At 61.5% G+C, this 23,275-nt stretch carries 20 protein-coding genes; 8 read left to right on the top strand and 12 right to left on the bottom strand.

Annotated features, from left to right (window positions below; translation table 11 throughout):
- The first annotated feature begins 5 nt into the window (after positions 1–5).
- The gene (locus HALLA_RS14600) at positions 6–968 is read left to right on the top strand and encodes a diacylglycerol/lipid kinase family protein (protein WP_049954244.1); all 963 of its coding nucleotides are present in this window, start codon (positions 6–8) and stop codon (positions 966–968) included.
- 67 nt (positions 969–1,035) lie between these two features.
- On the opposite strand, the gene ppk1 is transcribed toward HALLA_RS14600, so the two are convergent.
- From ppk1 to HALLA_RS14615, 3 genes are all read right to left on the bottom strand, one after another.
- Positions 1,036–3,360 carry a polyphosphate kinase 1 gene (gene ppk1 / locus HALLA_RS14605; protein WP_084569051.1) on the bottom strand — a complete coding sequence of 775 codons (2,325 nt, stop codon included), beginning with the start codon at positions 3,358–3,360 and terminating at the stop codon, positions 1,036–1,038.
- Positions 3,357–4,046, bottom strand: coding sequence for a metallophosphoesterase family protein (locus HALLA_RS14610; protein ID WP_049954246.1), 690 nt, complete (start codon positions 4,044–4,046; stop codon positions 3,357–3,359). Before HALLA_RS14610 ends, ppk1 begins: the two co-directional genes overlap by 4 nt.
- Before the next feature lie 409 nt (positions 4,047–4,455).
- The gene (locus HALLA_RS14615; RefSeq protein WP_049954247.1) at positions 4,456–5,271 is read right to left on the bottom strand and encodes a BtpA/SgcQ family protein; all 816 of its coding nucleotides are present in this window, start codon (positions 5,269–5,271) and stop codon (positions 4,456–4,458) included.
- A 99-nt stretch (positions 5,272–5,370) separates the two neighbouring features.
- Between HALLA_RS14615 and HALLA_RS14620 the strand changes: the two genes are divergently transcribed.
- Positions 5,371–6,480 (top strand): NADH:flavin oxidoreductase/NADH oxidase, encoded by a 1,110-nt coding sequence (locus HALLA_RS14620; RefSeq protein ID WP_049954248.1) that lies wholly within the window; start codon positions 5,371–5,373, stop codon positions 6,478–6,480.
- Between the two features lie 32 nt (positions 6,481–6,512).
- Here the strand turns inward: HALLA_RS14620 and HALLA_RS14625 are convergent, their stop codons facing one another.
- A complete protein-coding gene (locus HALLA_RS14625; protein ID WP_049954565.1) occupies positions 6,513–7,577 on the bottom strand; it encodes a pyridoxal-phosphate-dependent aminotransferase family protein in 1,065 nt (354 codons plus the stop codon).
- A 268-nt stretch (positions 7,578–7,845) separates the two neighbouring features.
- Between HALLA_RS14625 and HALLA_RS14630 the strand changes: the two genes are divergently transcribed.
- Both HALLA_RS14630 and HALLA_RS14635 read left to right on the top strand, forming a co-directional pair.
- Positions 7,846–9,417 carry a Na+/H+ antiporter NhaC family protein gene (locus HALLA_RS14630; protein ID WP_049954249.1) on the top strand — a complete coding sequence of 524 codons (1,572 nt, stop codon included), beginning with the start codon at positions 7,846–7,848 and terminating at the stop codon, positions 9,415–9,417.
- Positions 9,414–9,689 (top strand): DUF7513 family protein, encoded by a 276-nt coding sequence (locus HALLA_RS14635; RefSeq protein ID WP_049954250.1) that lies wholly within the window; start codon positions 9,414–9,416, stop codon positions 9,687–9,689. Before HALLA_RS14630 ends, HALLA_RS14635 begins: the two co-directional genes overlap by 4 nt.
- 580 nt (positions 9,690–10,269) lie before the next feature.
- Here HALLA_RS14635 and HALLA_RS14640 read toward each other — a convergent pair.
- On the bottom strand, positions 10,270–10,692 hold the full coding sequence (locus tag HALLA_RS14640) for a GlcG/HbpS family heme-binding protein (protein ID WP_049954251.1): 423 nt from the start codon (positions 10,690–10,692) through the stop codon (positions 10,270–10,272).
- Between the two features lie 656 nt (positions 10,693–11,348).
- Here HALLA_RS14640 and HALLA_RS14645 point away from each other — a divergent pair.
- Positions 11,349–13,019, top strand: a complete 1,671-nt coding sequence (locus HALLA_RS14645; protein WP_049954252.1) for an aldehyde ferredoxin oxidoreductase family protein — start codon at positions 11,349–11,351, stop codon at positions 13,017–13,019.
- Positions 13,020–13,110: 91 nt separating this feature from the next.
- Here HALLA_RS14645 and HALLA_RS14650 read toward each other — a convergent pair whose 3' ends face one another.
- The 3 genes from HALLA_RS14650 to HALLA_RS14660 form a co-directional block, all read right to left on the bottom strand.
- Positions 13,111–13,389, bottom strand: coding sequence for a ubiquitin-like small modifier protein 1 (locus HALLA_RS14650; RefSeq protein WP_049954253.1), 279 nt, complete (start codon positions 13,387–13,389; stop codon positions 13,111–13,113).
- Between the two features lie 103 nt (positions 13,390–13,492).
- Entirely contained in the window at positions 13,493–14,332 is an 840-nt protein-coding gene (locus HALLA_RS14655) for an NAD-dependent epimerase/dehydratase family protein (protein ID WP_049954254.1), read from the bottom strand.
- Between the two features lie 404 nt (positions 14,333–14,736).
- Entirely contained in the window at positions 14,737–15,801 is a 1,065-nt protein-coding gene (locus HALLA_RS14660; protein WP_049954255.1) for a glycoside hydrolase family 88/105 protein, read from the bottom strand.
- Positions 15,802–15,947: 146 nt separating this feature from the next.
- Between HALLA_RS14660 and HALLA_RS14665 the strand changes: the two genes are divergently transcribed.
- Positions 15,948–16,883, top strand: a complete 936-nt coding sequence (locus HALLA_RS14665) for a dihydrodipicolinate synthase family protein (protein ID WP_049954256.1) — start codon at positions 15,948–15,950, stop codon at positions 16,881–16,883.
- A 512-nt stretch (positions 16,884–17,395) separates the two neighbouring features.
- Here the strand turns inward: HALLA_RS14665 and HALLA_RS14670 are convergent.
- From HALLA_RS14670 to HALLA_RS14680, 3 genes are all read right to left on the bottom strand, one after another.
- The gene (locus tag HALLA_RS14670; protein WP_049954257.1) at positions 17,396–17,701 is read right to left on the bottom strand and encodes an L-rhamnose mutarotase; all 306 of its coding nucleotides are present in this window, start codon (positions 17,699–17,701) and stop codon (positions 17,396–17,398) included.
- Between the two features lie 111 nt (positions 17,702–17,812).
- Positions 17,813–18,853: an LLM class flavin-dependent oxidoreductase gene (locus tag HALLA_RS14675; RefSeq protein WP_049954258.1), complete on the bottom strand. Its 1,041-nt coding sequence runs from the start codon at positions 18,851–18,853 to the stop codon at positions 17,813–17,815.
- Between the two features lie 3 nt (positions 18,854–18,856).
- Positions 18,857–20,062, bottom strand: coding sequence for an enolase C-terminal domain-like protein (locus HALLA_RS14680; RefSeq protein ID WP_049954259.1), 1,206 nt, complete (start codon positions 20,060–20,062; stop codon positions 18,857–18,859).
- A gap of 201 nt (positions 20,063–20,263) precedes the next feature.
- On the opposite strand from HALLA_RS14680, the gene HALLA_RS14685 reads away from it, so the two are divergent.
- A complete protein-coding gene (locus HALLA_RS14685; RefSeq protein ID WP_049954260.1) occupies positions 20,264–21,298 on the top strand; it encodes a zinc-dependent alcohol dehydrogenase in 1,035 nt (344 codons plus the stop codon).
- 160 nt (positions 21,299–21,458) lie between these two features.
- Positions 21,459–22,328 (top strand): amidohydrolase family protein, encoded by an 870-nt coding sequence (locus tag HALLA_RS14690; protein ID WP_049954566.1) that lies wholly within the window; start codon positions 21,459–21,461, stop codon positions 22,326–22,328.
- Positions 22,329–22,366: 38 nt separating this feature from the next.
- On the opposite strand, the gene HALLA_RS14695 is transcribed toward HALLA_RS14690, so the two are convergent.
- Positions 22,367–23,203 (bottom strand): fumarylacetoacetate hydrolase family protein, encoded by an 837-nt coding sequence (locus tag HALLA_RS14695; RefSeq protein ID WP_049954261.1) that lies wholly within the window; start codon positions 23,201–23,203, stop codon positions 22,367–22,369.
- Between the last annotated feature and the right edge of the window lie 72 nt (positions 23,204–23,275).

Consider the following 23,275-nt stretch of genomic DNA (forward strand, 5'->3'; position numbering starts at 1 on the left):
GCGGTATGCAATCGGATAGTCCCGCGGCGGAACGACGAGAAAGCGACCGGGTTTTCGTTCTCAATCCCGTCAGCGGGAGTCAGGATCACGTCGACGACGTCGTCAAACTGGCAGCCGATTACGGATTCGAGGTTCTGACGACCGAAGAATCCGGGGACGCGACTCGGTTCGCCCGCCGGGCCGCACCAGACGTCGATCTCGTCGCCGCAGTCGGCGGCGACGGCACCGTCAACGAAGTCGTCAACGGCATCGTCGAGGCGGACGCGCTCGAGTCGACGACCGTCGGCGTCGTCCCCACAGGAACGGGCAACAACTTCGCGACGAACATCGGTATCGAGGGTATCGAACACGCCTTCGAGGTGATCGACGACGGCCGTCGCCGAACGATCGATCTGGGGCTCGCGAACGATTGTGCGTTCGTCAACTCCTGCATCGGCGGCGTTACGGCCGAGGCAAGCAGCGATACCTCCTCCGAGACCAAACGCGATCTGGGCGTGCTCGCGTACGTCAAGAACACGCTCGAGTCGGCCCAGGAATTCGATTCGCTCCCGCTCCGAGTGGAGACGGCCGCAGAACCCGACGGCGAGTTCGAGCGCGCTTGGGAGGGCGAGGCGCTGTTCGTCCTCGTCGGTAACTGTCGACGGTTCACGGGTTCGCGGACCGCCCAGGCCCATGTCGAGGACGGACTCCTCGAGGTAACGATCGTCGAAGACGCCGCGATCCCCGATCTGCTCGGCGGCGCGTTTCTCGAGGGGTTGTTCGCTCGCGACAGCACCCACATCATCCGTCGCCGGACGCCGTCGCTGACGATCGAACACCGGGAACACGCCGTCGAGTATAGCCTGGACGGTGAAATGCTCGAGACCGAACACTTGGAACTCGACGTGAACCCAACCGCGCTCGAGATCGCCGTCGGCGAAGGCTATCAGCCGAACCCCGACGAAGAGGGGGGATTGTTCGAATCGTAGTGCGGATCGACGAGCCCCGTTAGGAGTACGCTCTCGAGGCTTCGGCTTTCTCGGGCGTCAATGGCTGTTACGGGAGATCATCACGTCGAATCTCGCCCCGTGCCGCGCGCATGAACGTCTCGTGAACGTCATTGTTCGTGCTATCGGAGTCGGTCTCGGCGCGTCGGTAGGTTCCGTCAGATTGCATCACCCACCGATTCTGATCGTCAGTCAGTAGCGTCTCGAGCACCGACTCGAGGGTCGACTGGATCTCGGGGTCGTCGATTGGTACGACTGCCTCGACTCGGGTGTCGAGGTTGCGTGCCATCCAATCCGCAGAGCCGATGTAGTACCGCGTTTCCTCGGCCGATTGAAAGTAGAAGATTCGGGAGTGCTCGAGGAAGCGGCCGACGATACTGTGAACGTCGATGGTCTCGCTGACGTTCGCCAGCCCCGGCCGAAGGCGACAGATGTCGCGAACGATGAGGTCGATATCGACGCCGGCTATCGACGCCCTGTAGAGTTCCCGCACCAGTTCTGGATCTTCTAAACGATTCATCTTGGCGACGATCTGAGCGTCGTCCCCATCCCTCGCTCGGCGGGCCTCGGCCCGAATGAGACTTCTGAACCGTTCGCGCATGTTTCCGGGTGCGACGAGCAGTTTTCGGTACTCCCGCGGCATCGAGTGGCCAGTAAAGTAGTTGAACAGTTTCACGAGATCCTGCCCGACGTCCCGATCGACGGTGAACAGGCCGAGATCCTCGTACTGCTTTGCGGTTTCCGAGTGGTAGTTTCCGGTTCCGACGTGAGAGTAGAGCCGGACGCCGTCTGACTCCTCGCGAACCACGAGCGACGTTTTCGTGTGGGTCTTGTACCCCATCGTTCCGTACGCGACGTGGATACCCTCCTCCTCGAGTTTCTTCGCCCACTCGAGGTTGTTCTTCTCGTCGAATCTGGCCTTGAGTTCCACCATCACCGCGACTTGCTTACCGTTCCGCGCGGCCTCGAGGAGGCTTTCGATCACCTGCGAGTCGCTGGCAGTCCGGTATATCGCCGCCTTGATCGCGAGCACGTCCGGATCGTTCGCCGCCTCCTCGAGAAAGCGCTGGACGGTGTCTTCGAACGAATGGTAGGGGTGGTGTACGAGCACGTCGCGTTCCCGAATCGTGTCGAAGACGCTCCCGTCGTCATCGCGTTCGTTCAACCGTGGGTGCGGTTGGGGCGTCCACTCCGGAACCGCGAGGTCATCCCGATGGAGCTTCGTCAGTTCCGCAAAGTCTCGATAATCCAACGGCCCGTCGAGCTCGAACACCTCTCGGTCGTCGAGGTCGAGTTCTCGAGTCAGGATCTCGAGGATCTCGTCGGGCGCGCCGCGTTCGATCTCGAGTCGAACCGCCGTCGCGAACCGCCGCTCCTCGAGGACTTCCTCTATCATCTCGATCAGGTCCTCCGCGACCGCCTCGTTGCGGCCGACTTCGGCGTTTCGAGTCACGCGAAAGAGTGCCGTTTCGATCACGTCAACGTCGGGAAAGAGGCGGTCCAGATGTGCGCGAACGACATCCTCGAGGAGGACGTACCGATCGTCATCGCCGTTGTCGAGAGGAATCAACCTGACCTGGTTACGCGGAATCTTTACCCGGGAGAACGTCGGGTCCTCGCCGGGCCGTTCGCGGGTGAGGATAGCCAGCGAGAGGCTCTGGTTCGAGATGAACGGAAACGGGTGGGCCGGATCGAACGTCAGCGGCGTCAGGGTCGGCAAGACCGAACTTTCGAAGTACTGGCGGATACCCTCTCGTTCCGCCGCCTCGAGGGCATCGTACTCGACGATGCGAACGCCGGCCGCCGAAAGCGCCGGTCGGATCTCCTCGCGGTAACAGCGACTCTGTCGTTCGAATATCGGCCGCGCCGTTTCGAGAACGTCTTCCCACTGTTCGAGCGGCGTTCGCCCGTCGGGCGTCTCCTCGTCGACCCCGGCCGCGATCTGTTGTTTGAGTCCGCCGACACGTTTCCGGAAGAACTCGTCCATGTTCGTCGTGAGTATCGCGAGAAACTTCGTCCGTTCCAACAAGGGGTTGTCCTCGTCGACGGCCTCCTCGAGCACGCGGCGCTGAAACGCGAGTTCGCTCAGTTCGCGGTTGAGGTAGTACGTCGGCTTTGAGAGGTCTGTCGCCGGTTCGGTCTCATTTGACCCGCTCGAGTCCGGATGCTGTAATTCTGTTCCATCGTCGGCCCCGTCACCACGACCGGATACCATCGAACGAAACTCGACCGACGACGGCGAGTCGACCGACTGCGCGTCACGTAGCGAGGGATCGTTCTCGTCGTCTTCTGCCGGACTCGAGTCGTCGGAGCAACCTCGATCCGTCTCCACGCCGTCGGTCGATCCCGCGTCCGTCTCGGAATCGCCCGTCATTGGCGGTTGGTCGCGACGATTTTGTCGTCGGATCGGTTCACGTATCCCTCTGATTCGACGGTGACGAATCGGTCCCGACCGATGTCGTACGCCGTGAGGCTCCCGCCATAGACACAGCCGGTGTCGAGACCCACCGCCGATTCGCTCTCGAACGGCTCGTTAAGAACGGTGTGTCCGAAGAAGATACGCGGCGGCCCGTCGTACTCCTCGAACCAGAACGGCCCGTCGTATCCGTTCCCCTCGGGCGATCGCATGGTCAGAACGTCTTCCCTGGAGTGATCCCCAATCGTCCGGGCCGGATCGACGCCGCCGTGAACGACGAGGCCGTCCGCCCAGGAAATCGCCGTCGGAAACGATTCCATGATCCGGCGCTCGCACTCGCCGAAGTTCGGGAGCGATGTTTGCCCGTCTAGCAGTTTCTGTTCGTTGTTCCCGCGAACGGACAGCAACTTCGACGACGCATCGATCCGATCGAGGACGGCTTTACTGTCGGGGCCTTTCCGTACCAGATCGCCGACGAAGACCGCGAGATCGCGATCGCCCAAATCGAGAACCGAAAGCAGCGTCTCGAGATCCTCGAGACAGCCGTGTACGTCCCCGACGATGTAGACATCGTCGTAGTTCTCGAGATCGATCCGTCGGTGATCGAAAGCTACCGCATCGAACGAACGGACAGTTCTGGTCACGTCTTGTCCGATAGTTCAGAAAATCGGTGATAAACCGTTTATATGTGTGTCAGCTATGGCTATATATCATATCGTACGACTGTATAGCACTCACGAGTCCTGATCTGTGTGCCGTCTCGACGTTTCGGGCTGTGAAATGGATAGTTTGTCGTGTGTATAGTCACATGCAAGAACTCCCACCTGCGGAACTCCCACCGAACGTAATACGGGTTCTATTGCGTTCTCCGGTCGATACGTTCCAGTCAGCGACCGGTCGTTTCGAAAGTTCACGCAGCCATGCTATTCGGACTGCGGCGATTGCGGTGTTCGCACGGGAACATACCGTCGCACTCGAGGACCGCGTTCATCGAACCGATTGAGGCGATATCGAAGTCAGACTGATACTCTTTGACGCCTCGTTTTTACGGAGTTACGCGCCGTCTCGAGCGGCCTCGACGACCGCTTCGACTCGCTCTCTCGAGACGGGGTTCGTCGTCTCCTGGTCCTTCTTGAGTGCGGTACCGACGATCACGCCGCCCGCGCCGGCATCGAAACAGTCGCCGATAGTCCTGCTCGTGACGCCGCTCCCGACGAGGACCGGGACGGACTCCTCGAGCGCGCCGAGCGTCTCTGCGACCAGTTCGACGTCCTCGAGTTGCGTTTCGGCTCCGGTTCCGACCCCGGAGACGATGACGCCGTCCGCGAGCCCGCGTTCGGTCGTCTCGAGTGCGACCTGCTCGATCGACGTCTCCCCGACTGGGGTCGCGTGTTTGACGTGAACGTCGGCGAGGATGGCAACGTCGGCGTCGATACGCTCGCGGAGTCGAACGGTTTCGTGGGCCTTCCCTTCGAGAACTCCCTGGTCGGTCGCCGCCGCGCCGACGTGGACGTTGACGCGAACGAACGACGCGCCCGTCGCCGCGGCGATCGACAGCGCGGCTTCGGCGTCGTTTCGGAGCACGTTCACGCCGACTGGGACGTCGACGGCGGCGGTCACTGCGGCGGTCTGGGCGGTCATCTCCGCGATCACGTGCTCGGGAACGTCCTCGGGATAGAACGGCGCGTCGCCGAAGTTCTCGAGGACGATTCCGTCGACGCCGCCCGCCTCGAGCGCCGTCGCGTCCTCGAGCGCTCGGGACCGAATCGAGTCGCGGTCGCCGTCGAATCCTGGCGAACCGGGCAGCGCCGGCAGGTGAACCATTCCGAGTACCGGTCGATCGACGCCGAACTGCTCGAGGAAATCCATAGTGGCTCTGGTGGGTCCGACACTAAAAAGGTCACTCACCGCCAGCAAGGACATCCTCCTCCGGGATGGTTTTTCACCGGCGGCCCGTAGCCGGGACGGATGACCGATCTCTTTAGCTCGCTTTCGCTGAATGGGTATCAGCTGCCGAACCGAATCGCCGTCTCGCCGATGTGTCAGTACTCCTGTGAGCCCGACGGGCAGGCGACCGAGTGGCATCGCGTTCACCTCGGCAGCCGCGCCGTCGGCGGCGCCGGAATCGTCATGACCGAAGCGACGGCCGTCGAGCCCCGGGGTCGAATTACCCCGCACGATCTCGGCATCTGGAGCGACGAGCACGCTGACGCGCTCGCGCCGACGACCGAATTCATCCGCGAACAGGGGGCGATTCCAGCGATTCAACTCGCCCACGCGGGCCACAAGGCAAGCAAGTCCCGGCCATGGGAGGGGAACCGTCCGATCCGCCCCGAAGACGGCGGGTGGGAAGTGCTGTCGCCGTCGCCCGACGCCTATCCCGACTTCAGCGGCGAACTGCCAGCGATGCGGAAAGCCGACTCGAGGGCGCTCGAGGAAGTAACTGAAGCCTACCGCGAGGCCGCAGCGCGCTCGCTCGAGGCGGGATTCGAAATCGCTGAGATCCACGCCGCTCACGGCTATCTGCTCCACGAGTTCCTCTCGCCGGTGACGAACCGCCGCGACGACGAGTACGGCGGGAGCTTCGAGAATCGGACTCGACTTCTTCGCGAGGTCGTTCGGGCGGTCGATACCGTCTGGCCGGACGAGAAGCCGCTGTTCGTCCGGATCTCCGGCACCGATTGGCTCGAGGGGCGGCCGTCGTGGGAACTCGAGGATTCGGTTCGACTCGCGGGCGACCTCGCCGCGCTCGGCGTCGATCTGATCGACGTAAGCTCAGGGGGGATCCACCCTGCACAAGAGGCTCCCGCCGGGCCGAACTTCCAGGTCCCGCTCGCCGAGCGGATCCGATCCGAGCAGGGCGAGGAGGTCGCCGTCGGCGCGGTCGGCGGTATCACCGAACCCGAGCAGGCCGACGCGCTGGTTCGAAACGGGCGGGCTGATCTCGTCCTCGTGGGTCGGGAGTTCCTGCGCGACCCGTACTTCGGCGTGCACGCGGCGACAGAGCTGGGACCCGAAGACGCCGATTCGAAGTGGCCGGTGCAGTACCGACGCGCCGTTTCGGGGCCGACCGAATAGCGACTTTCGAGCGGCGAGTTGCCGGATTTTGCCTACTCGAGGGCGGCTTCGACCGCGTCCATCGCCCGATCGACTTTGTCGACCTCGGCGTTGTACCCCATGTGGCCGAGGCGAAGGATATCGTCGGCGAGGTCGCCGAGGCCAGTCGCCAGGACGATGCCCGATTCGTCCGCAACCCGCTGTTGTACTCGTTTTGCGTCGCCCGGCAGGTGAAACGCCGTCACGGTCGGCGATTGTCGGTCGGGGTCGCTGTAGCACGACAGCCCCAGTTCGGCCCCCCGTTCGCGACAGCGTTCGGCGGCCTCCTCGTGACGCTCGTAGACGCTGTCGAGACCCTCCTCGAGAATCCGGTCGAGCGCCGTCTCGAGGGCGGCCACGTTCGCGCTCAGGTGCGTGTACGGGAATCCATCGGAGACGTCCCGCCAGGGGAGAAAGTTGGTGTACAGCGACGCCGGATCACGCGCCGTCATCCGCTCCCAGGCGCGGTCGCTGATCGCCGCCGTCGTCAGCCCCGGCGGCGCGCTGAAACACTTCTGGGAGGCCCCGAGACAGACGTCGATCCGATCGGTCGGTACCGGCGTGCCGCCGAGCGAGGAGACGGCGTCGACGACGCTCACGACGTCGTACTCCTCGAGTAGGTCGAGGGCGGGTCCGATGTCGTTGAGCGTTCCCGTCGGCGTCTCGCAGTGAACCATCGTCGCGACCGCGAAGGGCTCGCCTGCGGCCTCGGCGTCCTCGAGGGCTTGCTCGATGGCGGCTATATCGTAGGTCTCGTCGTACGGCGCGGAAACGAGCGTCGCGTCGCCGTCGGCGGCGTCGACGAACTCCGCGAAGCCGTCGCCGTAGAGCCCGTTGGAGATACAGAGCACGCGGTCGCCGGGGGCGACCAGGGAGGTGATCGCCGCCTCAAGGCCGAGTATCCCTTCGCCGCCGAGAACGACCACGTCGTTGGTGGTTCCGTAGATTTCCGCGAGTTTTCGACATGTCGCGTCGTACCGCTCTGCGAACGCGGATTCGATGTCCGGGTTCGGTTGTTCGCTCGCCATCGCGTCCCTGACCGCCGGCGGAACTGTCGTCGGGCCCGGGGTAAATCTCATGGTCGTCCATCCGAAGCGCATCCATTAGCCGGTTACGGTCGAATCCGCGTCGTTCCCACTCGTGGTTCCGCGGGGACCGCTCGAGGATGCTGCGAGCCGGATGATCCTGTTCGCCTACTCTCATTTCCTTCCAACCGGACCAGTCCCTGATGGGGGACTAAACACCGGTCCTGCGTCGTCTGGTTCCGAGATTGAAATTATTGTTGTTCGATGTGTGGTTCGGTAAAGCTTATCAATGGTGATTTGGTTATATGAATCGTGATTTCCAGTGAGCGATACCAATACTAACTCCCCGTCGGACGATCCTGCCGATTCGTTCGTTCCGGGGTCCGACGACACCGAACCGCGGATATCGTTTTACGGCGGCCGGGGGATGAGCGCGTTTCCGATCGCGTTTTTCATCGTCTGGGCGATCTTTCAGACCGCACTCTGGCGCGTCTCGAGCGAGGGCGGGCTGATCGTCGGCATCCTGATCGGCCTCATCGTCGGGATGTTCTTCGTCCGCGGCGATTGGGCGTCCTACGCGAACACCATCTTCGAGGGGATGACCCAACCGGTCGCGGTGACCGCCATCGTGGCGTGGATCTGGGCCGGAATGTTCGCCCAACTGCTGCAGGACGGCGGCTTCGTCGGCGGCCTCGTTTGGCTCGCCGACGCCGCCGGGATCGGCGGCGCGTTGTTCCCCGCCGCGACGTTCGTCCTGGCGGCCCTGTTTACGACGGGGATCGGAACGGGCTACGGCGCCGCCGTCGCGTTCGTCACCCTGTTTTTCCCGGCTGGACTGTTGCTCGGCGCGAATCCCGTTCTCATGTTCGGCGCGATCCTTTCGGGCGCGATCTTCGGCGATAACCTCGCACCAGTCAGCGACACGACGATCGTCAGCGCCGTGACGCAGGATTCGGACATCGGTGGCGTCGTCGCCTCCCGATTCAAGTACGTCTTCATCGCCGCTATCGTCGCGTTCGCCGGCTATCTCGTGGCCGGATCGTCGATGGCCGGCCTCGATATCGGCGTGGACGCAACGGCGATACTTGCCGAAGAGAGCGAGACGATCGGGCTCGTGCACGTGATCTCGATGGCCGTCGTCATCGGAACTGCCATCGCGGGTCGTCACATCGTCGAGGCGATCTCCTGGGGGATCGTCACTGCAATAGTTGCAAACCTCAGTCTCGGGCTGATGTCTGTCGGCGAGATCGTGACGTTCAACGCCCCGCCGGACGCGCCGGCGGCTGAACCCCTCTCGGCGCTCCCGTTCCTGACGATCGTGGACGACCCCGATTCGGTCGGCGTCACCGGCAGCTTGTTAGACGGCGCGGCGGGGTTCTTCGAACTCGCGATTCTCGTGTTGTTGATCATCGCGGCGGCCCAGATCATGATCCGCGGCGGCGCGTTCGATGCAATTCTCGAGTGGTCGATCGACACCCTCGCGACGAACGTACGAAACGCCGAACTGACGATGGTCGGCTCCGCGGCGCTGATAAACGCCATCATCACGATCAACACCGCCGCCGAGATCGCGATCGGACCGTACATCTCGAAGATCGGCGAGCGGTTCAACTTAAACGGCTACCGTCGGGCGAATATTCTGGACGGCCAGACCGCCGCATTGGGGTACATCTTCCCGTGGTCTGGCGGGGTGTTGGCCGGCTACTCGGCGATGCAAGAGTTACCTGGATCGTACGACTGGCTCGATGAAGGAATGCTCGTGACGCCGATCGACGTCGTCCCCTTCGTCTTTCAGGGCTGGTTACTCGTGGCGGTATTCGTTATCGCGGCGCTAACCGGGTTCGGTCGCGAGTACGTTACCGACCGCGAGAGTTCGGAGGTGGCACGGCTATGAGCTTTCTCAAAAAGTACCTCAAAGGATGGCAGTTCCGGAGCACGACACCAACGTTCGACGTCGGCGACGAAATCTCCGTGTTCATCGCCGAATCGAACAGCGATGGGAACGGACACGCGTACATCGGAGATACCCACGTGATCGTTGACGACGCCGGCCCGGCAACCGTCGAAAAACGCGTTCGAGTCCGTATCACCGAGTTCGACGAGACAAACACGACCGGCCGCGGCGAGTTCCTCGAGGTCGTCGGCGAGAGTTCCTACACAGAGTAACGAGCGCCGCGTTCCGCTCCTTCTGATCCGTAATCTAAGCCATCCCGTTTGTCGTTCCCTCGAGGGTACCTTCTACCCGAGCCGACAAAATTTGACAGATATGAATGTATGATGATTCACTCTCATATTGACCGAAACCCCGCTTTCGACTGATTTCCGTCCTCGGTGTTGCCAGTGAATCAGTGTGGCTTTTCGGATCCGCTTTTCGCGCACGCTACCGGCGATTTCACTCTCCTTGGATCTAAAATATCATCCCAGACTGGCATCTATGCGACGAGAGGAACGAACGCGCCTCGAGAGCTATCCCGTAGTTCGAGATAGCTGCGTTCAGTGCGTCTTCAGGATCTATTATGGAGTTTTATTGGTAACGGCTTGAGCAATCCTCGAGTCCAACCTACGACTGGTGATAACTGAACCGCAACCCCTTCCTGATATGTATGGATGTCTATGAATATACAATCATGATGTAGACAATATATTTTATATCACTACTCCCTGTTGGTCATCCATGAGATAAAATGAGGGTCTTCAATTGGCTCTCACCGCGTTACTTCGCTGGGCTGGGCTGGAGACGGTCCGGTTAGTTGCGCTCTTCGAACGCCTCGACACCGGCACCGGCCGTCGCGATGTCTTCGGAGACATCACCGCCGCTTGCACCCACCGCGCCGACGACTTCGCCGTCGACCTCGAGGGGAATGCCGCCGCCGAAGGTCACGACGCGGTTGTCGTCGGTCGACTGCAGCCCGTAGACGTCGCCGCCGGGTTCGGAGCCTTCTTTTAAGTTTTCACTCGGCTTTTTGACCGCTGCTGCGGTGTAGGCTTTGTCGCGTGCGATGCTGGCCGCGACGAGCTTCGCACCGTCCATACGGCGAAACGCCAACAGATTCCCTTCGTTGTTCGTAACGGCGAGGTTCATCGGGACCTCGAGCTCGTTCGCTTTCGCTTCTGCAGCGTCTAGGATCTCCTTCGCCTCGTCGAGAGAGACCGATTGGTGGTTCTGCATTTCACTTTCGAGTCGTCGACCACCGTATAAAATGACTTTGGAACGTTTCTCCGGGCGTCGATTTTCGTCTTCTCGTGAACGGCGGGAGCTATCGTGTCCGGTCCCCGCGGATGGGTTGGTATCTCGTTCGAGTGACCGATTCGAGCCGCTGTATCGATTATTCGAGGGTACACTCCGGTTTCCGTTGTGAATGCCGCTGTTATAACTCTCACCGCTGTCGTACTCCGCTGGGATTGAAGCCTGCTATCCGGTACCATCGGATACTGAATCCACTCATCTGTTACGTATGTATGTGTGTAATGATGGTGGCGAACGCAGGACATCTATCCAACCTAGCCTTTCGAACCGGTTCGTTAGACTCTCACCGTGGGAACACAGACACACCGTTGAAGTTCTGCTCGGAAACACCACTCTCTGTCCGGCATGACCGAATAGAACGCACGTACTGTTCGCCTAATTTATCGGAATCCCAACGAAGAACACGGCGAGATCGATTCTGAGGCGGTTTGTATCGCCCCCATCTCTCTGTGAAACGATCTTGATATCGACTGTCGTGTCCACTCGAGTACCAGTTGACGATGTAACTGACTGTTCTGAGCGGTCGTCTCCGACCGTTTTCCCTAGCTTTTTTAGAGCGAACTTCGTTTGTCTCGATAATGCTCCACGCCAAAGGAACGCTTTGTACGATCGATGTCGACGATCGATCGATTCGGACTGAATCGATCGAAGACGAACTCTCGGAGTTCGTCGGCGGACGCGGCGTCGCGACGAAGCTCGCTCACGATCGAATCCCGTTCGATGCTGATCCGTACGGTTCCGAGAACCGGCTGTACTTTTCGACGGGCCCGCTCCAGCAATCTCGGATGAGTTTCACCGGTCGAATGAACTGCACCGCGCTGTCGCCGCTGACCGACGGTGTCGCCTCCGCGAACGCCGGCGGATATCTGTCGCGAAACTTCGTCGGAACCGGCCACAGCGTCGTCGAACTCACGGGTGCGAGCGACGAACTGCTCGCCGTCCACGTGACCGACGACGGCGTCGAGTTCGAGGAAGTGCCCGAACTCGAGGACGCGACAGTCCCCGAGGTGACGGCCGTGATGAACGAACGCCACGGACTCGAGAGCGAGAACCTCGCGACGATCGGACCGGCCGGCGAGCACGGCGTCCGATTCGCCTGCGTGATGACCTACGACAGTCGCGCGTTCGGTCGCGGCGGGCTCGGTGCGGTGATGGGTTCGAAGAACGTCAAGTGCATCACCTTCCAGGGCGACTCAGCGCCCGACGTCGAACTTCCCTCCGAAGACACCCAGTCGGCTGTCCACCGAGAAGCCGCGACCAGCGATCACATCATGCGCCGGCAGGGAACGACGAACTCGATCGAGTTCATCAACGACAACTTCTCGCTGCCGACGCGGTACTTCTCCGAGCAGTCGTTCGAACACGCCGAGGATATCGGCGGCGACGCCGTCGAGGAGAAAAAGTACGAAAAGGCCTCCTGTTCTGTCTGTGCGTTCGCCTGCAAACTGCCGACCCGGGACGAAGAAACCGGCGTCGAGACCGAAGGGCCGGAACTCGAGACGGTCTTCTCGTTCGGTTCGAACTGCGGCATCGGCGAACTGGTCGAGATCATGCGGTCGAACGAACTCTGCGATCGCCTCGGCATGGACACAATCTCCTGTGGCAACGTCGTGGCGGCGTACCTCGACAGCGAAGCAGAGTTCGGAAACGCTGAGCTCGTCCACGACATCGTCGAGAAGATCGCGTTCCGAGAAGGAGAGGGCGACCTGCTGGCGGAGGGCGTCGCCCGCGCCCACGACGAGCTCGGCGTCGAGAACTTCTCCGTCAAGGGAATGGAATTCGCCGCCCACGACGGCCGCGCGATCAACGGGCAGGGGCTGTCTTACGCGGTTTCGAACCGCGGGGCGGACCACATGTACTCGACGACCCTCGGCGACGAGTACGGCGGCGACGTCGATCCGCAGGGCACCGCTGGCAAGGCGGGACTCGTGATCGAAAACGAAAACCGCAACGCGTTCCGAGACAGCGGCGTCATCTGCCAGTTCGGGGTCGGTCGGGCCGTCGAGGGCGAGCGCTTCGAAGCGCTGTTCGACGCCGACTACGACGACCTCCTCGAAATCGGCGCTCGAATCGTCGAACTCGAGCGCCACTTCCGAAACCAGCGCGGACACGCCGGTGAGGAGGATCGACTACCCTACGAGATTCCGGACCTCGAGTCCTCGATCGAGGAGTACTACGAACTGCGCGGCTGGAACGAGGACGGCACCGTTCCGTCGGGGGCCGTTGCAGAGTACGCACAAGCCGACTGAGAAGTCGATTCGTTTTTCGATTCCTACGACGGATTCTTCGTTCTCGGGCGAGTGTCAGGTCGTGTTCTTGGGCGAGGATCCGGTCGTCGAGTTATCCGCCTTCGGCCGGCGGCGATGCCGCGAGCACGTCGCCGTCCGCGACGGGCGTTTCAGGTCCGTCTTCGAAGACGACGTTTCGACCGTTTTGCATGACGGTGACCGATTCGCTGAACCCGTCATCGTCGAACAGTAGTTGCTCGAGTTCCGGACTCTCGTCCGCCAGGGATTTGAACACGTCACCGACGGTCGCGTCGGCATCGACCTCGCGGTCGTGGGACTTCCCGCCGGCGGCTTCCCGGAGGGGCCCGTATAGTTCGCATGTTACCTGCATCGACAGTCACTCCGTCGCGAACGCACTTGAACCATCTGCTCTCAGGTCAGCGTCGCCGCGCCGACAGCAGTCAGGAACGAAGTCGCCGTCGAGAATTCGTCCGTTACTCGGGTGGCGCGTCCCACTCCTCGCCGTTGTCCTGCGGATCGTAGTCGATCGTCTCTTGAGCGTTCTCGATGCTGTACCAGCGCCGGTCGTTGTCGCTGACGCCGCTGAAAATCTCGAAGCCGGGCTCGTCGGTCTGCAGACAGCACTCGATCATGTGGGCGAAATCGCGCCGGGATTGCCACATGCCTTTCATGCGGGCGACCTGCTGTTCGTACTCCTCGCTATCTCGATCGAACTCCCCGCTGTCGGCACCGTTCTCGGCGTCGCCGAAGGGGTGGTCGTACTCGGGCATTCGAACGCTGCAGATCCGAATCGCGTGGGCTCGTTTCGGGTACTCGTAGTTCTCGACGTAGTATCGACAGAGCGCCTCGCCGAAGCTCTTCGAGACGCCGTAGTACGAATCCGGTCGAATCGGATCGTCGTCCGAGAGCCGGAACGGCGCGTCGCTTCCGAAGTACAGCTCAGGCGCGTTGTCGGCCTCGTACATCCCCATGACGTGGTTCGACGAGGCGAAGACGACCGTCTCGAGTTCGGCTTCGCGGGCGGCCTCGAGGGCGTTGAGGGTTCCGATGATGTTTGGCTGGTGTACATCCTGCCAGGAACCGTCAGCGAACGGGAATCCGGCGAGGTGGATCATCGCGTCCTGTCCGGCCGCTGCGGATCGAAGTTCCTGTGCGTCCGCAACGTCGGCGACGACCGTGTCGTATTCGCCGTACTCGCCGTCGTCGGGGTCGTTTCGATCGAAGTAGGTAAACTCGTAGGAGGGTGCGTCGTGAAGATGATCGATGATAGCGGTTCCACAGCGCCCGTACGCGCCAGTCAGTAGAACGTTCATATCTCTGAATCCGTATTGACCCAACTATAATCATTCGATCTGCGAAGAAGCCACGACGGATCAACGACTGACGGGATTAGGAGCGACTCACATCGGCCGAATTGACCGATCCCTACCGCTTTTCGCAGAGAGTAGGCTCGAGGAATCGGGGATGCGTTGTCTCGGAGACCCCCGCCTAGGTCAGTCCGCGACCCATCGGGTCTCGAGACGGGCTATGGAACGACTCGATGCCAGACACCACAAGTTGGGTGCTAGTGAGCGATGATAGGGTGGTTCCTCGTGATGGCTGGCACTCGAGGGAAACTCGAGCGAACGACAAAAGTCTTGTGTTACCGATGGACACGATCGTTCGGTACCAGTGGGTCGTCCCGTATGGACACGAAAACGAAATCTCGACAGTGACTTTAGAACTGACTCGCCGCCAGCAGATAGAATCCCTGTCCGTACGACGTCGTCGTCAGCGGTGCGCCGGGACCGCCCGGTGGGCCGGCGACGCGTCGGACCGCACCGTCTTCTGCGACGAGTCCCTGGCAGACGTCCATCGCATCCGCGGCGGCCGACCTGTACGCGTCGTCGCGGACGATTCCCAACTCGAGGGCGCGCTTGAACGCGTAGGTGTACATGAGCGTTCCAGAACTCTCGAGCGGGGTGTGGGGGTCGTCGACGACGTTGTACCACATGCCGCTGTCGTCTTGGTGTTCGATGATCGTACTCGAGACGTCTCGGAAGATGTCGATCAATTCATCGCGATCCGGGTGATCTTCCGGGAGGAATTCTAACACGTCGACGATCGCGGCCTGTATCCACCCATTGCCGCGAGCCCAGAAAGTACTCTGCGGATAGCTGTTTGGCTGTTCGTGCCAGATGTGTCGGAAGAGACCGGTGTGTGGATCCTGCAGATGTTTAGCGTGGACGATGATCTGTCTGGCAGCCTCGTCGAACGCCTCGGGGTCGTCGGCGGCCGCGCCGTAGCGAGCGAAAAACGGACACATCATGTAGACGGAGTCGATCCAGAGGCCCTTCACGCCCGAGAGCTCCGGCACGTGGTGGGGAATGCCGCCGTCTTTGGTTCGCGAGACCGATTGGAGGTTCTCGTACTCTCCGCGTGCGGCCTCGAGGTAGCGGTCCTCGCCGGTCCGTCGGTAGAACTCGAGGACGCCGTGGCCGATCGAGGTCGTGTTGTTGGTGTTCATCGCCTTGCGCTCGTCGATGTGCCAGTGGGCGTCGTATTCTTTGCCGTGCTGGAAGACTTCGATCGGATAGCTCGGTCCGTAGGACAACTGCCCGTTGCTATCCTGGGTTTCGACGGCGCGGTCGACGAGGTCTCGAGCGGTTTCGAGACACTCCTCTCGTTCGGTCGCGAGCAGGCCGTTGATGGCGACCCCTTTCTGCCAGACCTCGTTTTCCATGTCGTGATCGATAGTGTACGATGCGACAGCAGCAACTGTCTCGTCGAGGGATACGGTCATTCTTACGTTACTGCATACTTCCACGGACCCCTGATAAATCTTGCTGGATGACCTGATACTGGCGGTCGAAACACTCGGTATAACGGTCTATCCTTAAGGTTTGTCCGTACGCGGACGACATCTTTATCTGGCAGCCATTCGATTTTGTGAGTATGGCGTCTGCGAAGGTACGGGATGGGCTGCGAGACGTCGCAGTCGGTCTCCTGACACCGTTCGACGAAACGGGCCGAATCGATCACGAAAAGCTCGCAGCGAACGCAACCGATCTCGCAAGCGAAGGGCTCGGGACGTTCCTCGCGTGTGCGAACATCAGCGAGTATCACTCCCTGACCCATCAGGAACGCATCGACATCACGGAGACCAGCGTTTCGGCGTTACCCGACGACGCCTGCGTGCTCGCCGGCGTCGGTGGCAGTACGAAGACCGCACAGGATCTAATCGCGAACTACGAACGTCTCGACGTCGACGCGATGATGATCATGCCGCCGGATCACACCTACATTCACGAGCAAGGGCTTCTCGAGTACTACGATGCGCTCGCGACGACGGCTGACAGCCCGATCGTTCCCTACGTTCGCGGGTTCGAACCGTCGGTGGAATTCCTGGCATCCCTGACCGAAATCGAGAACGTCGCCGGAATCAAGTACGCGATTCCGGATGAAGTCAAACTCGGCCAGGCAATCGCCGCGGGCGACGACGACGTGATCTGGGTCGACGGCATGGCAGAACCCTACGCGCTTTCGTTCTGGTCGCAGGGGGCCGAGGGATTCACCGCCGGTGTGACCAACTTCGAGCCCCGCCTCGGGATCGCCCTCCTGACGGCGCTGCGCGAGGAGAACTGGGAGCGGGCCCGCCGACTCCAGAACGCCGCCGTTCCCTACCAGCAGTTCCGCAACCGGACGGGCGAGAACAACACCCTCCCGGACGCGATCAGCGTTCCGGCGGTCAAACACGGCCTCGAGATGGCCGGCTTTAACGGCGGAGACGTGCGCGAACCGATCGTTCCCCTCTCCGAGTCGGACAAAGCCGACGCCGAGGCGCTCTACGAACAACTCCAGACCGACCTCGAGCAAATCCTCTAACGCGACTCCCGTTTTACTCGACTTCTCGAGTCGATACCGACCTCGCTACCACTCGTCCCCGTTTTGGTATTGCCCTTCACCTGATCGTCAGCAGTGACGTCTCTCCTTTTTGGGTACGTTTCACCCGACCATCGCGACCGGGCTCGAGCACGCTGATACCGCTATTTTGTCTTGAGAATGTCCGGTACTGCCGGACGAATATTCTACTTTCACGGCGCTTTGGCGCTACTGATTACAGGTGTACTTATGTAATCCAACACGGTGTGAGTGGATGCTACATTTAAATAATCTCGTACCCGGGTGGTAGCGTCCTCATTAGTCGGGTTTAGGAGGTGCGTTCGGTAACACCGGATGATTTCTCCCCTTCCGTCCCCGTTTTGGGACCCTGACTGGGTATCGGGCCTACAATTTCGATAGAAGCGATGTTTTGCTATCGGCTATCCGGACGTATCGAACGGCTGCCCGAAAACGGCGAGAACAGGTCGGTTGGGTCCGCAGGTGGCTGGTGGTCCTCAAATCATTCGATAGACTTCGTCCATCCACTGATCGCTGTCGTCGTCGACGGTGATCCCGTCCATCTGTTCCGCCCAGCGTGCCTGTGCGTCGCTGGTTTCCATAACCTCCTCGATCGCCTCGGGATCCTCGAGTTCCATGAACCCGAAGACGTGGCCGTCCTGTTCGAAGACGCTGTAGGTCTCGAGTCCGGCGTCGGAGTCGAGATAGGCCTCCTCGAGCCACTCGGGAACGTCCTCGTGTGCCTCGCGGTACGCCTCGCGCTGTCCGTCGGCGATCTCCAGGTGGAATGCAATCCGTGCCATGCGTTTCGCTCATCGAGTGGGAGTCCCATAGGTATTCGGTTGGCTGGCTGCGGTCGCGAGCGGTCGTCCGCTACATCGAACGGAGAAAAACGGCGCGAGTCGAAGTGGTCGTTACCGAAACTGCGGCATGACTTCGTCGGCGAACAGTTCCATGCCGTCAGTGTCGGGAAGGTCGACGAACCAGCCCTGGAATTTCGTGACGCCGGCGTCGATCCGTCGTTCGATCGCCTCGGCGCACTCTTCGGGCGTTCCCATGACGAAGTATTCGCGGGCGTCCTCGACGGTCTCGATCGGTGCTTGGTCCTGGTACTCCTCCTCGAACTGGATCGGCGTCATCAGATCGACCAACTGCTCGAGTGTCTCCTCGTCCCGGGTGCAGATGACGTGACCGTCCCAGGAGTACTCGATCTCGTCGGGATCGCGCCCGACCGTTTCGCAGTGATCCTCAATGACGCCGATCTTGTGCTCGAGCGTCTCGGGTTTTCCGTTGAAGACGTCGGTATTCCAGCAGTCGGCGTGTTTCGCGACGAGTTTCAGGGTAACCTGCTCGCCCTGGCCGCCGACGAGGATCGGCGGGTGGGGGTCCTGTACGGGGCCGGGCTCGCAGTACGCGCCGTCGATTTCGTAGTGGTTGCCCGAGAACGATGCGCCGTCGTCGGGGTCGCTTTCCCACATGCGCTTCATCAGTCGGATACCCTCATCTAAGCGCATCAGACGGTCGAAACCGTCGCGATACTCCCAGCCGTAGGCGTCGTACTCGCCGTCGTGCCAGCCCGCCCCGAGGCCGAGTTCGAGGCGGCCGCCGGAAATCACGTCGAGCGTCGCTGCCATCTTCGCGACCAGCGCGGGATTCCGATAGTCGTTACAGAGGACGAGCGAACCGATGTTGATCTCCTCGGTAAAGCCTGCTATCGCCGACAGCACCGTCCAGACTTCGTACTCCGCGTGGCCGCGCCCGAGCATGAGGTGATCGGGTGCCCACGCGGCGTCGAAGCCGAGTTCCTCGGCCAGCAGGACCGATTCTTTCGTCTGCTCCCAGTCGAGAGACTCGAGGCGCGGCGTATCGCGGTGGACCGGCTCGTCGTCGCCCTCGTCGGGCGCGCCGGCGAACACCGGGACGTTGAACTCGAACGTAATATCCCTGGCGCTCATAGATTACTCGACGCGGTAGTGCTCTAAGGCGTCGCGGTTGACTTCCGAACTCAGCCCGACCGTTTCGGGGAGAGCGATCGAGCCGTTCTCGGCGTTCGGCGGGTTGGCGTAGATCGCGTCGGCGTAGGTCGACTCCTGTTCGCCCTGGCGCTCTTGATACCACTCGGGGATCGGGAAGTACTCGGCCATCGGCGCGTTCGTCGAGGCGGCGATGAAGTGCAGGTGCGGGTTCGTCCCCGAGTGGGGAATCACGGGCACGTCGCGGGCGCTGGCCATCGAGTCGATCTTCAGCAACTCGGTCAGGCCGCCACAGCGGTGGACGTCCGGCTGGAGGATGTCGACTGCTTCGCGCTCTAACAGTTCCTTGTGGCCCCAGCGGGTGAACTCGTGTTCGCCGCCGGAGATGGGGACGTTCGACGCCTCGCGGACCTCCGCGTAGCCGTCGATGTCGTCAGGGATGACGGGTTCCTCGACCCACTCCATGTCGTAGCGCTCGAGGCGCTTGAGCATCTTCTTCGCGTAGCGAACGGTCCAGCCCATGTAGGCGTCGCCGGCGATGCCGATCTCGTCGCCGACGGCATCCCGAACCGTCTCGACGATTTTCTCGTTTTCTTTCATGCCTTCGCGACCGGCTTCGGGGCCGTGGAGAAATCGGAGCTTCATCGTGTCGAAGCCGGCCTCGGCGTACTCCTGCGCTTCGCGCTCGAGTTTATCGTGGTCGACCGGGTGGAGGTTGCTCGCGTAGCAGGGAATCTCGTCGGTCACGGGTCCGCCGAGCAGTTCGTACACCGGTTTTTCTGCTTCTTTCCCGGCGATGTCCCACAGCGCGAGGTCGACCGCGCTGATGGCTTCGATAGCCGCTCCCTTTCGACCGAACGGGATCGTCGCGCGATACATCATGTCCCAGAGCCGTTCGCGCTGGTGTGGATCCTCGCCGACGATCAGCTTCGAGAGCGTTTCGTCGACGATGGTTTCGATCGAACCGGTCGCCCAGTTACCGACACCAACGCCGGTGATACCGGCGTCCGTTTCGACTTCGACGACGACATCGCCGACGGGCCCCATCCACTTGCGGCGGGCTTGTGGATTGTCGCCGTCCGCGTTGTTGTACTCGTCGAACTTGCTCATGACGGTGACGAGCGGGAACTCGACGAACTCGCCCCAGGAATCGGTGCTGACCTTCGTGACTGTGATGTCTGTGATTTCCATACGTTCAGATCACGCTTCGTTAGCTCACCTCAAGATGGGGTAAACAGCCCCATAAGTGTTTATAGTGAGCAGCCCCCGGGCGTTCGAGACAATCCCAAAGTACGCGATCAAGAACCCCGATGACGGTTCCCACACCTAAAGATATTTGTAGGTGAGTCCCCCAACTACTGATAGCTTGACCAGAGCGAGAGGCAACCCTACATGAAGGCTATAGTCCATACCGGTCCCAGATCTATCGAAATCCGCGAACGAGAGGAAGTAGTACCAGCCGATGACGAAGTACGCGTCCGCGTCCATTCTGCCGGACTGTGCGGAAGCGATGCTCACGCGTATAAATACGAGGACGGCTACGAGTGGATCCCGATGCCGCGCATCATGGGCCACGAGTACTCCGGCGAAGTCGTCGAAGTCGGCGACGACGTGACCGACTTCTCGGTCGGCGACCACGTCGTCGAGGAGCCGATCCACGACTGTGGCTCCTGTTTTCAGTGCAAGAACGGCCAGCCTAACGTCTGCCAGAACTTCGAGATCACGGGAATGCACAACGACGGTGCCTACACCGAGTACACGACGGTGAAGCCGCGAGATCTCCATCACATTCCCGACGACCTTCCGCTCGGACAGGCGAGCATCACCGAACCGCTCAGCATCGCGACGCGCGCGGTGTTCGATCAATCGAACGTAACCCCCGGCGATACCGTTCTCGTGGAAGGTCCCGGCCCGATCGGCGTTCTCGTCGCAGCCGTCGCGGACGCGATGGGGGCAGACGTCATCGTTTCAGGACTCGGCAAAGATACCGAATACCGACTCCCGCTGGTCGAACAACTCGGTATCGAGACGGCCGATATTCAGACGACGGATCTCGAGGATACCGTCGAGACGCGAACCGACGGCATCGGATTCGACGTCGTGTTCGATACGACGGGGCACAAAAGCGGCGTCGAGATGGCGATCGAACACGTTCGGAAGGGCGGGCAGGTCGTCGTCGTCGGCCTCCCCGGCGCACCGAGCGAAGTGTTCATGACGCCCGTCGTCCGCGGCGAAGTCGATGTCAATACCTCCTACGGCTCGACCTGGCAGAACTTCGAGCAGGCGATCCGCCTCCTCTCTGCTGGTGCGATTGATGCGGACGCGATCATCGATCGATCGTTCAGCGTCGACGAACCGACCGCCGCATTCGAGGCATTCCTCGAGTCTGAAACCTGCAAACCCGTCTTTTCGTTCACCGACATCTGAGGCCGTTGTCGAAACCGTCCAGCGAACTCTTCTCGCCGATGAGCGCTTCTAAAATACCCTGTCCGCCACGCCGTCGTTTGCGGACGGGACGTTCCGTTCGACGGTGCCATTCGGAACACAACGTTTAGTATCGCTCGAGGCGACCGTTCAGTAACCAATGGTGTTGGACACTCACACGCACGCCTGGACGCGCCCGACGCGAGACCACCCCTGGGTTAACGGGGCCATCGTGGACGCCATCGACGGCTTCGACGTCGACACCGTCTACGACGCGGAACGGCTCCTGGCCGATATGGATGCGATCGGCGTCGACGAGGCCGTCGTCGTCGGCTATCCGATCTGCGAGTGGACGGACAACGCCTACACGCTCGAGTGCGTCGAGGAATTCGACAGGCTCTCGGGCATCGTCATGCTCGATCAGTTCGCAGACGGCGCGGCCGACCGCCTTCGGACATCGATGGCCGTCGACGGAGTTCTCGGTTTCAGACTCGGTGCGATCTGTCCGTACGATCGAATGTGGGAGACCTTCGACCCTTCCGTCTCGTGGCTTCGGGAGGCGATCGACGAGACGGCGTTCTGGGAGGCCGCCCGCGAGACCGACGCCCTCGTCCAGATCCTCGCCCACGTCGACCAACTCAAGGACGTGATCGAACTGGTCGAAACGTACCCGGCCCTCTCTTACGCGCTCGATCACTTCTGTCACGCCGACCCCTCGATTCCGCCGGAAGACGGTGCGTTCGCCGACCTCGAAGCGCTCGCTACAGAGGAGTACGACGTCGCGGTGAAGGTTTCCGAGGTCGTCCACCGCTCCGAAGAGGAGTTCCCCTACGAGGACATGCACGACCACGTCCGCTGGCTTCTCGAGACCTTCGGCCGCGAGCGGGTCGTCTGGGGCTCTGACTTCCCAAACGTCAGCGACGAGGCGACCTACGAAGGGAGCCTGCGCTGGCTCGAGCACGTCGACTGCCTCTCGAAGAAAGACCGGTCGTGGCTCACCGGCAGGTCGTTCGAGACCGTCGCCGGGATCTGATCCGTCGAGCGCGTCGAAGATCGTGAACGCGTACGCGTTTACTCGCCGACGACGTGGTTCTCGAGCGTGCCGATACCCTCGACTTCGGCCTCGACGGTGTCGCCGGGTGCGAGCAGCTCCGGCGGGTCGCGGAAGACGCCGACGCCGCCCGGCGTTCCGGTCGAGATGACGGTTCCCGGCTGCAGGGTCGTGACATGACTGAGGTACTCGATCGCGTCGCCGACGTCGAAGATGAACTCCGCCGTCGTCGATTCCTGTTTGACCTCGCCGTTGAGTCGAAGTTCGACTTCGACGTCGTTCGGATCGATCGCATCGGGGGCGGTCAGCGCGGGCCCCATCGGCGCGAACGTGTCGTAGCTCTTGCCGCGGAAGAACTGTCCGTCCTCGAACTGGGCGTCTCGAGCGCTCACGTCGTTGACGACCGTGTATCCCGCAACGTACTCTTCGGCGTCCGCCGCGTCGACCTCACAGGCGGTTCGGCCGATGACGATGCCGAGTTCGACCTCGTAGTCGACCTGCTCGACGTCGTCGGGGTGGACGATCGGCGCCTCGGGATCGGTGACGCTCGAGGGCGACTTCGCGAACAACATCGGCTTTTCGGGGATCTCCTCGTCCTGTTCTTCGGCGTGGTCGTAGTAGTTGAGCCCGATGCAGATGATCTGCTCGACCGAGGGAACCGGCGCGAGGTAGTCGTCTGGCTCCTCGATCGCCGGCAGTTCGCCGATTTCGGCGGCGCGTTCGACGCGCCGACGGTAGCCCGGCGTTGCGAGTTCTTCGAGCGATGGTTCGCCGAATCGGTCCAGTCCGTACGTCTGATCGTCGACGATGACGCCCCAGCGGACGCCGCCGCTCGTCGCGAATCGAATGAATTGCATCGTTTTTCCATCCCAGCCGCGACTCTTGAATCTTTCTTTCGTCCATCACCGACTTGATGACGCTCGAGCGGT

The sequence above is a fragment of the Halostagnicola larsenii XH-48 genome (assembly GCF_000517625.1).
GTDB lineage: Archaea > Halobacteriota > Halobacteria > Halobacteriales > Natrialbaceae > Halostagnicola > Halostagnicola larsenii.

What these genes read in the sequence shown, in the direction of transcription:
- HALLA_RS14600 (WP_049954244.1), top strand. Translation starts at nt 6, where the DNA reads ATGCAATCGGATAGTCCCGCGGCGGAACGACGAGAAAGCGACCGGGTT.
- ppk1 (WP_084569051.1), bottom strand. Translation starts at nt 3,360, where the DNA reads ATGACGGGCGATTCCGAGACGGACGCGGGATCGACCGACGGCGTGGAG.
- HALLA_RS14615 (WP_049954247.1), bottom strand. Translation starts at nt 5,271, where the DNA reads ATGGATTTCCTCGAGCAGTTCGGCGTCGATCGACCGGTACTCGGAATG.
- HALLA_RS14620 (WP_049954248.1), top strand. Translation starts at nt 5,371, where the DNA reads ATGACCGATCTCTTTAGCTCGCTTTCGCTGAATGGGTATCAGCTGCCG.
- HALLA_RS14625 (WP_049954565.1), bottom strand. Translation starts at nt 7,577, where the DNA reads ATGAGATTTACCCCGGGCCCGACGACAGTTCCGCCGGCGGTCAGGGAC.
- HALLA_RS14635 (WP_049954250.1), top strand. Translation starts at nt 9,414, where the DNA reads ATGAGCTTTCTCAAAAAGTACCTCAAAGGATGGCAGTTCCGGAGCACG.
- HALLA_RS14640 (WP_049954251.1), bottom strand. Translation starts at nt 10,692, where the DNA reads ATGCAGAACCACCAATCGGTCTCTCTCGACGAGGCGAAGGAGATCCTA.
- HALLA_RS14645 (WP_049954252.1), top strand. Translation starts at nt 11,349, where the DNA reads ATGCTCCACGCCAAAGGAACGCTTTGTACGATCGATGTCGACGATCGA.
- HALLA_RS14650 (WP_049954253.1), bottom strand. Translation starts at nt 13,389, where the DNA reads ATGCAGGTAACATGCGAACTATACGGGCCCCTCCGGGAAGCCGCCGGC.
- HALLA_RS14655 (WP_049954254.1), bottom strand. Translation starts at nt 14,332, where the DNA reads ATGAACGTTCTACTGACTGGCGCGTACGGGCGCTGTGGAACCGCTATC.
- HALLA_RS14660 (WP_049954255.1), bottom strand. Translation starts at nt 15,801, where the DNA reads ATGACCGTATCCCTCGACGAGACAGTTGCTGCTGTCGCATCGTACACT.
- HALLA_RS14670 (WP_049954257.1), bottom strand. Translation starts at nt 17,701, where the DNA reads ATGGCACGGATTGCATTCCACCTGGAGATCGCCGACGGACAGCGCGAG.
- HALLA_RS14675 (WP_049954258.1), bottom strand. Translation starts at nt 18,853, where the DNA reads ATGAGCGCCAGGGATATTACGTTCGAGTTCAACGTCCCGGTGTTCGCC.
- HALLA_RS14680 (WP_049954259.1), bottom strand. Translation starts at nt 20,062, where the DNA reads ATGGAAATCACAGACATCACAGTCACGAAGGTCAGCACCGATTCCTGG.
- HALLA_RS14685 (WP_049954260.1), top strand. Translation starts at nt 20,264, where the DNA reads ATGAAGGCTATAGTCCATACCGGTCCCAGATCTATCGAAATCCGCGAA.
- HALLA_RS14695 (WP_049954261.1), bottom strand. Translation starts at nt 23,203, where the DNA reads ATGCAATTCATTCGATTCGCGACGAGCGGCGGCGTCCGCTGGGGCGTC.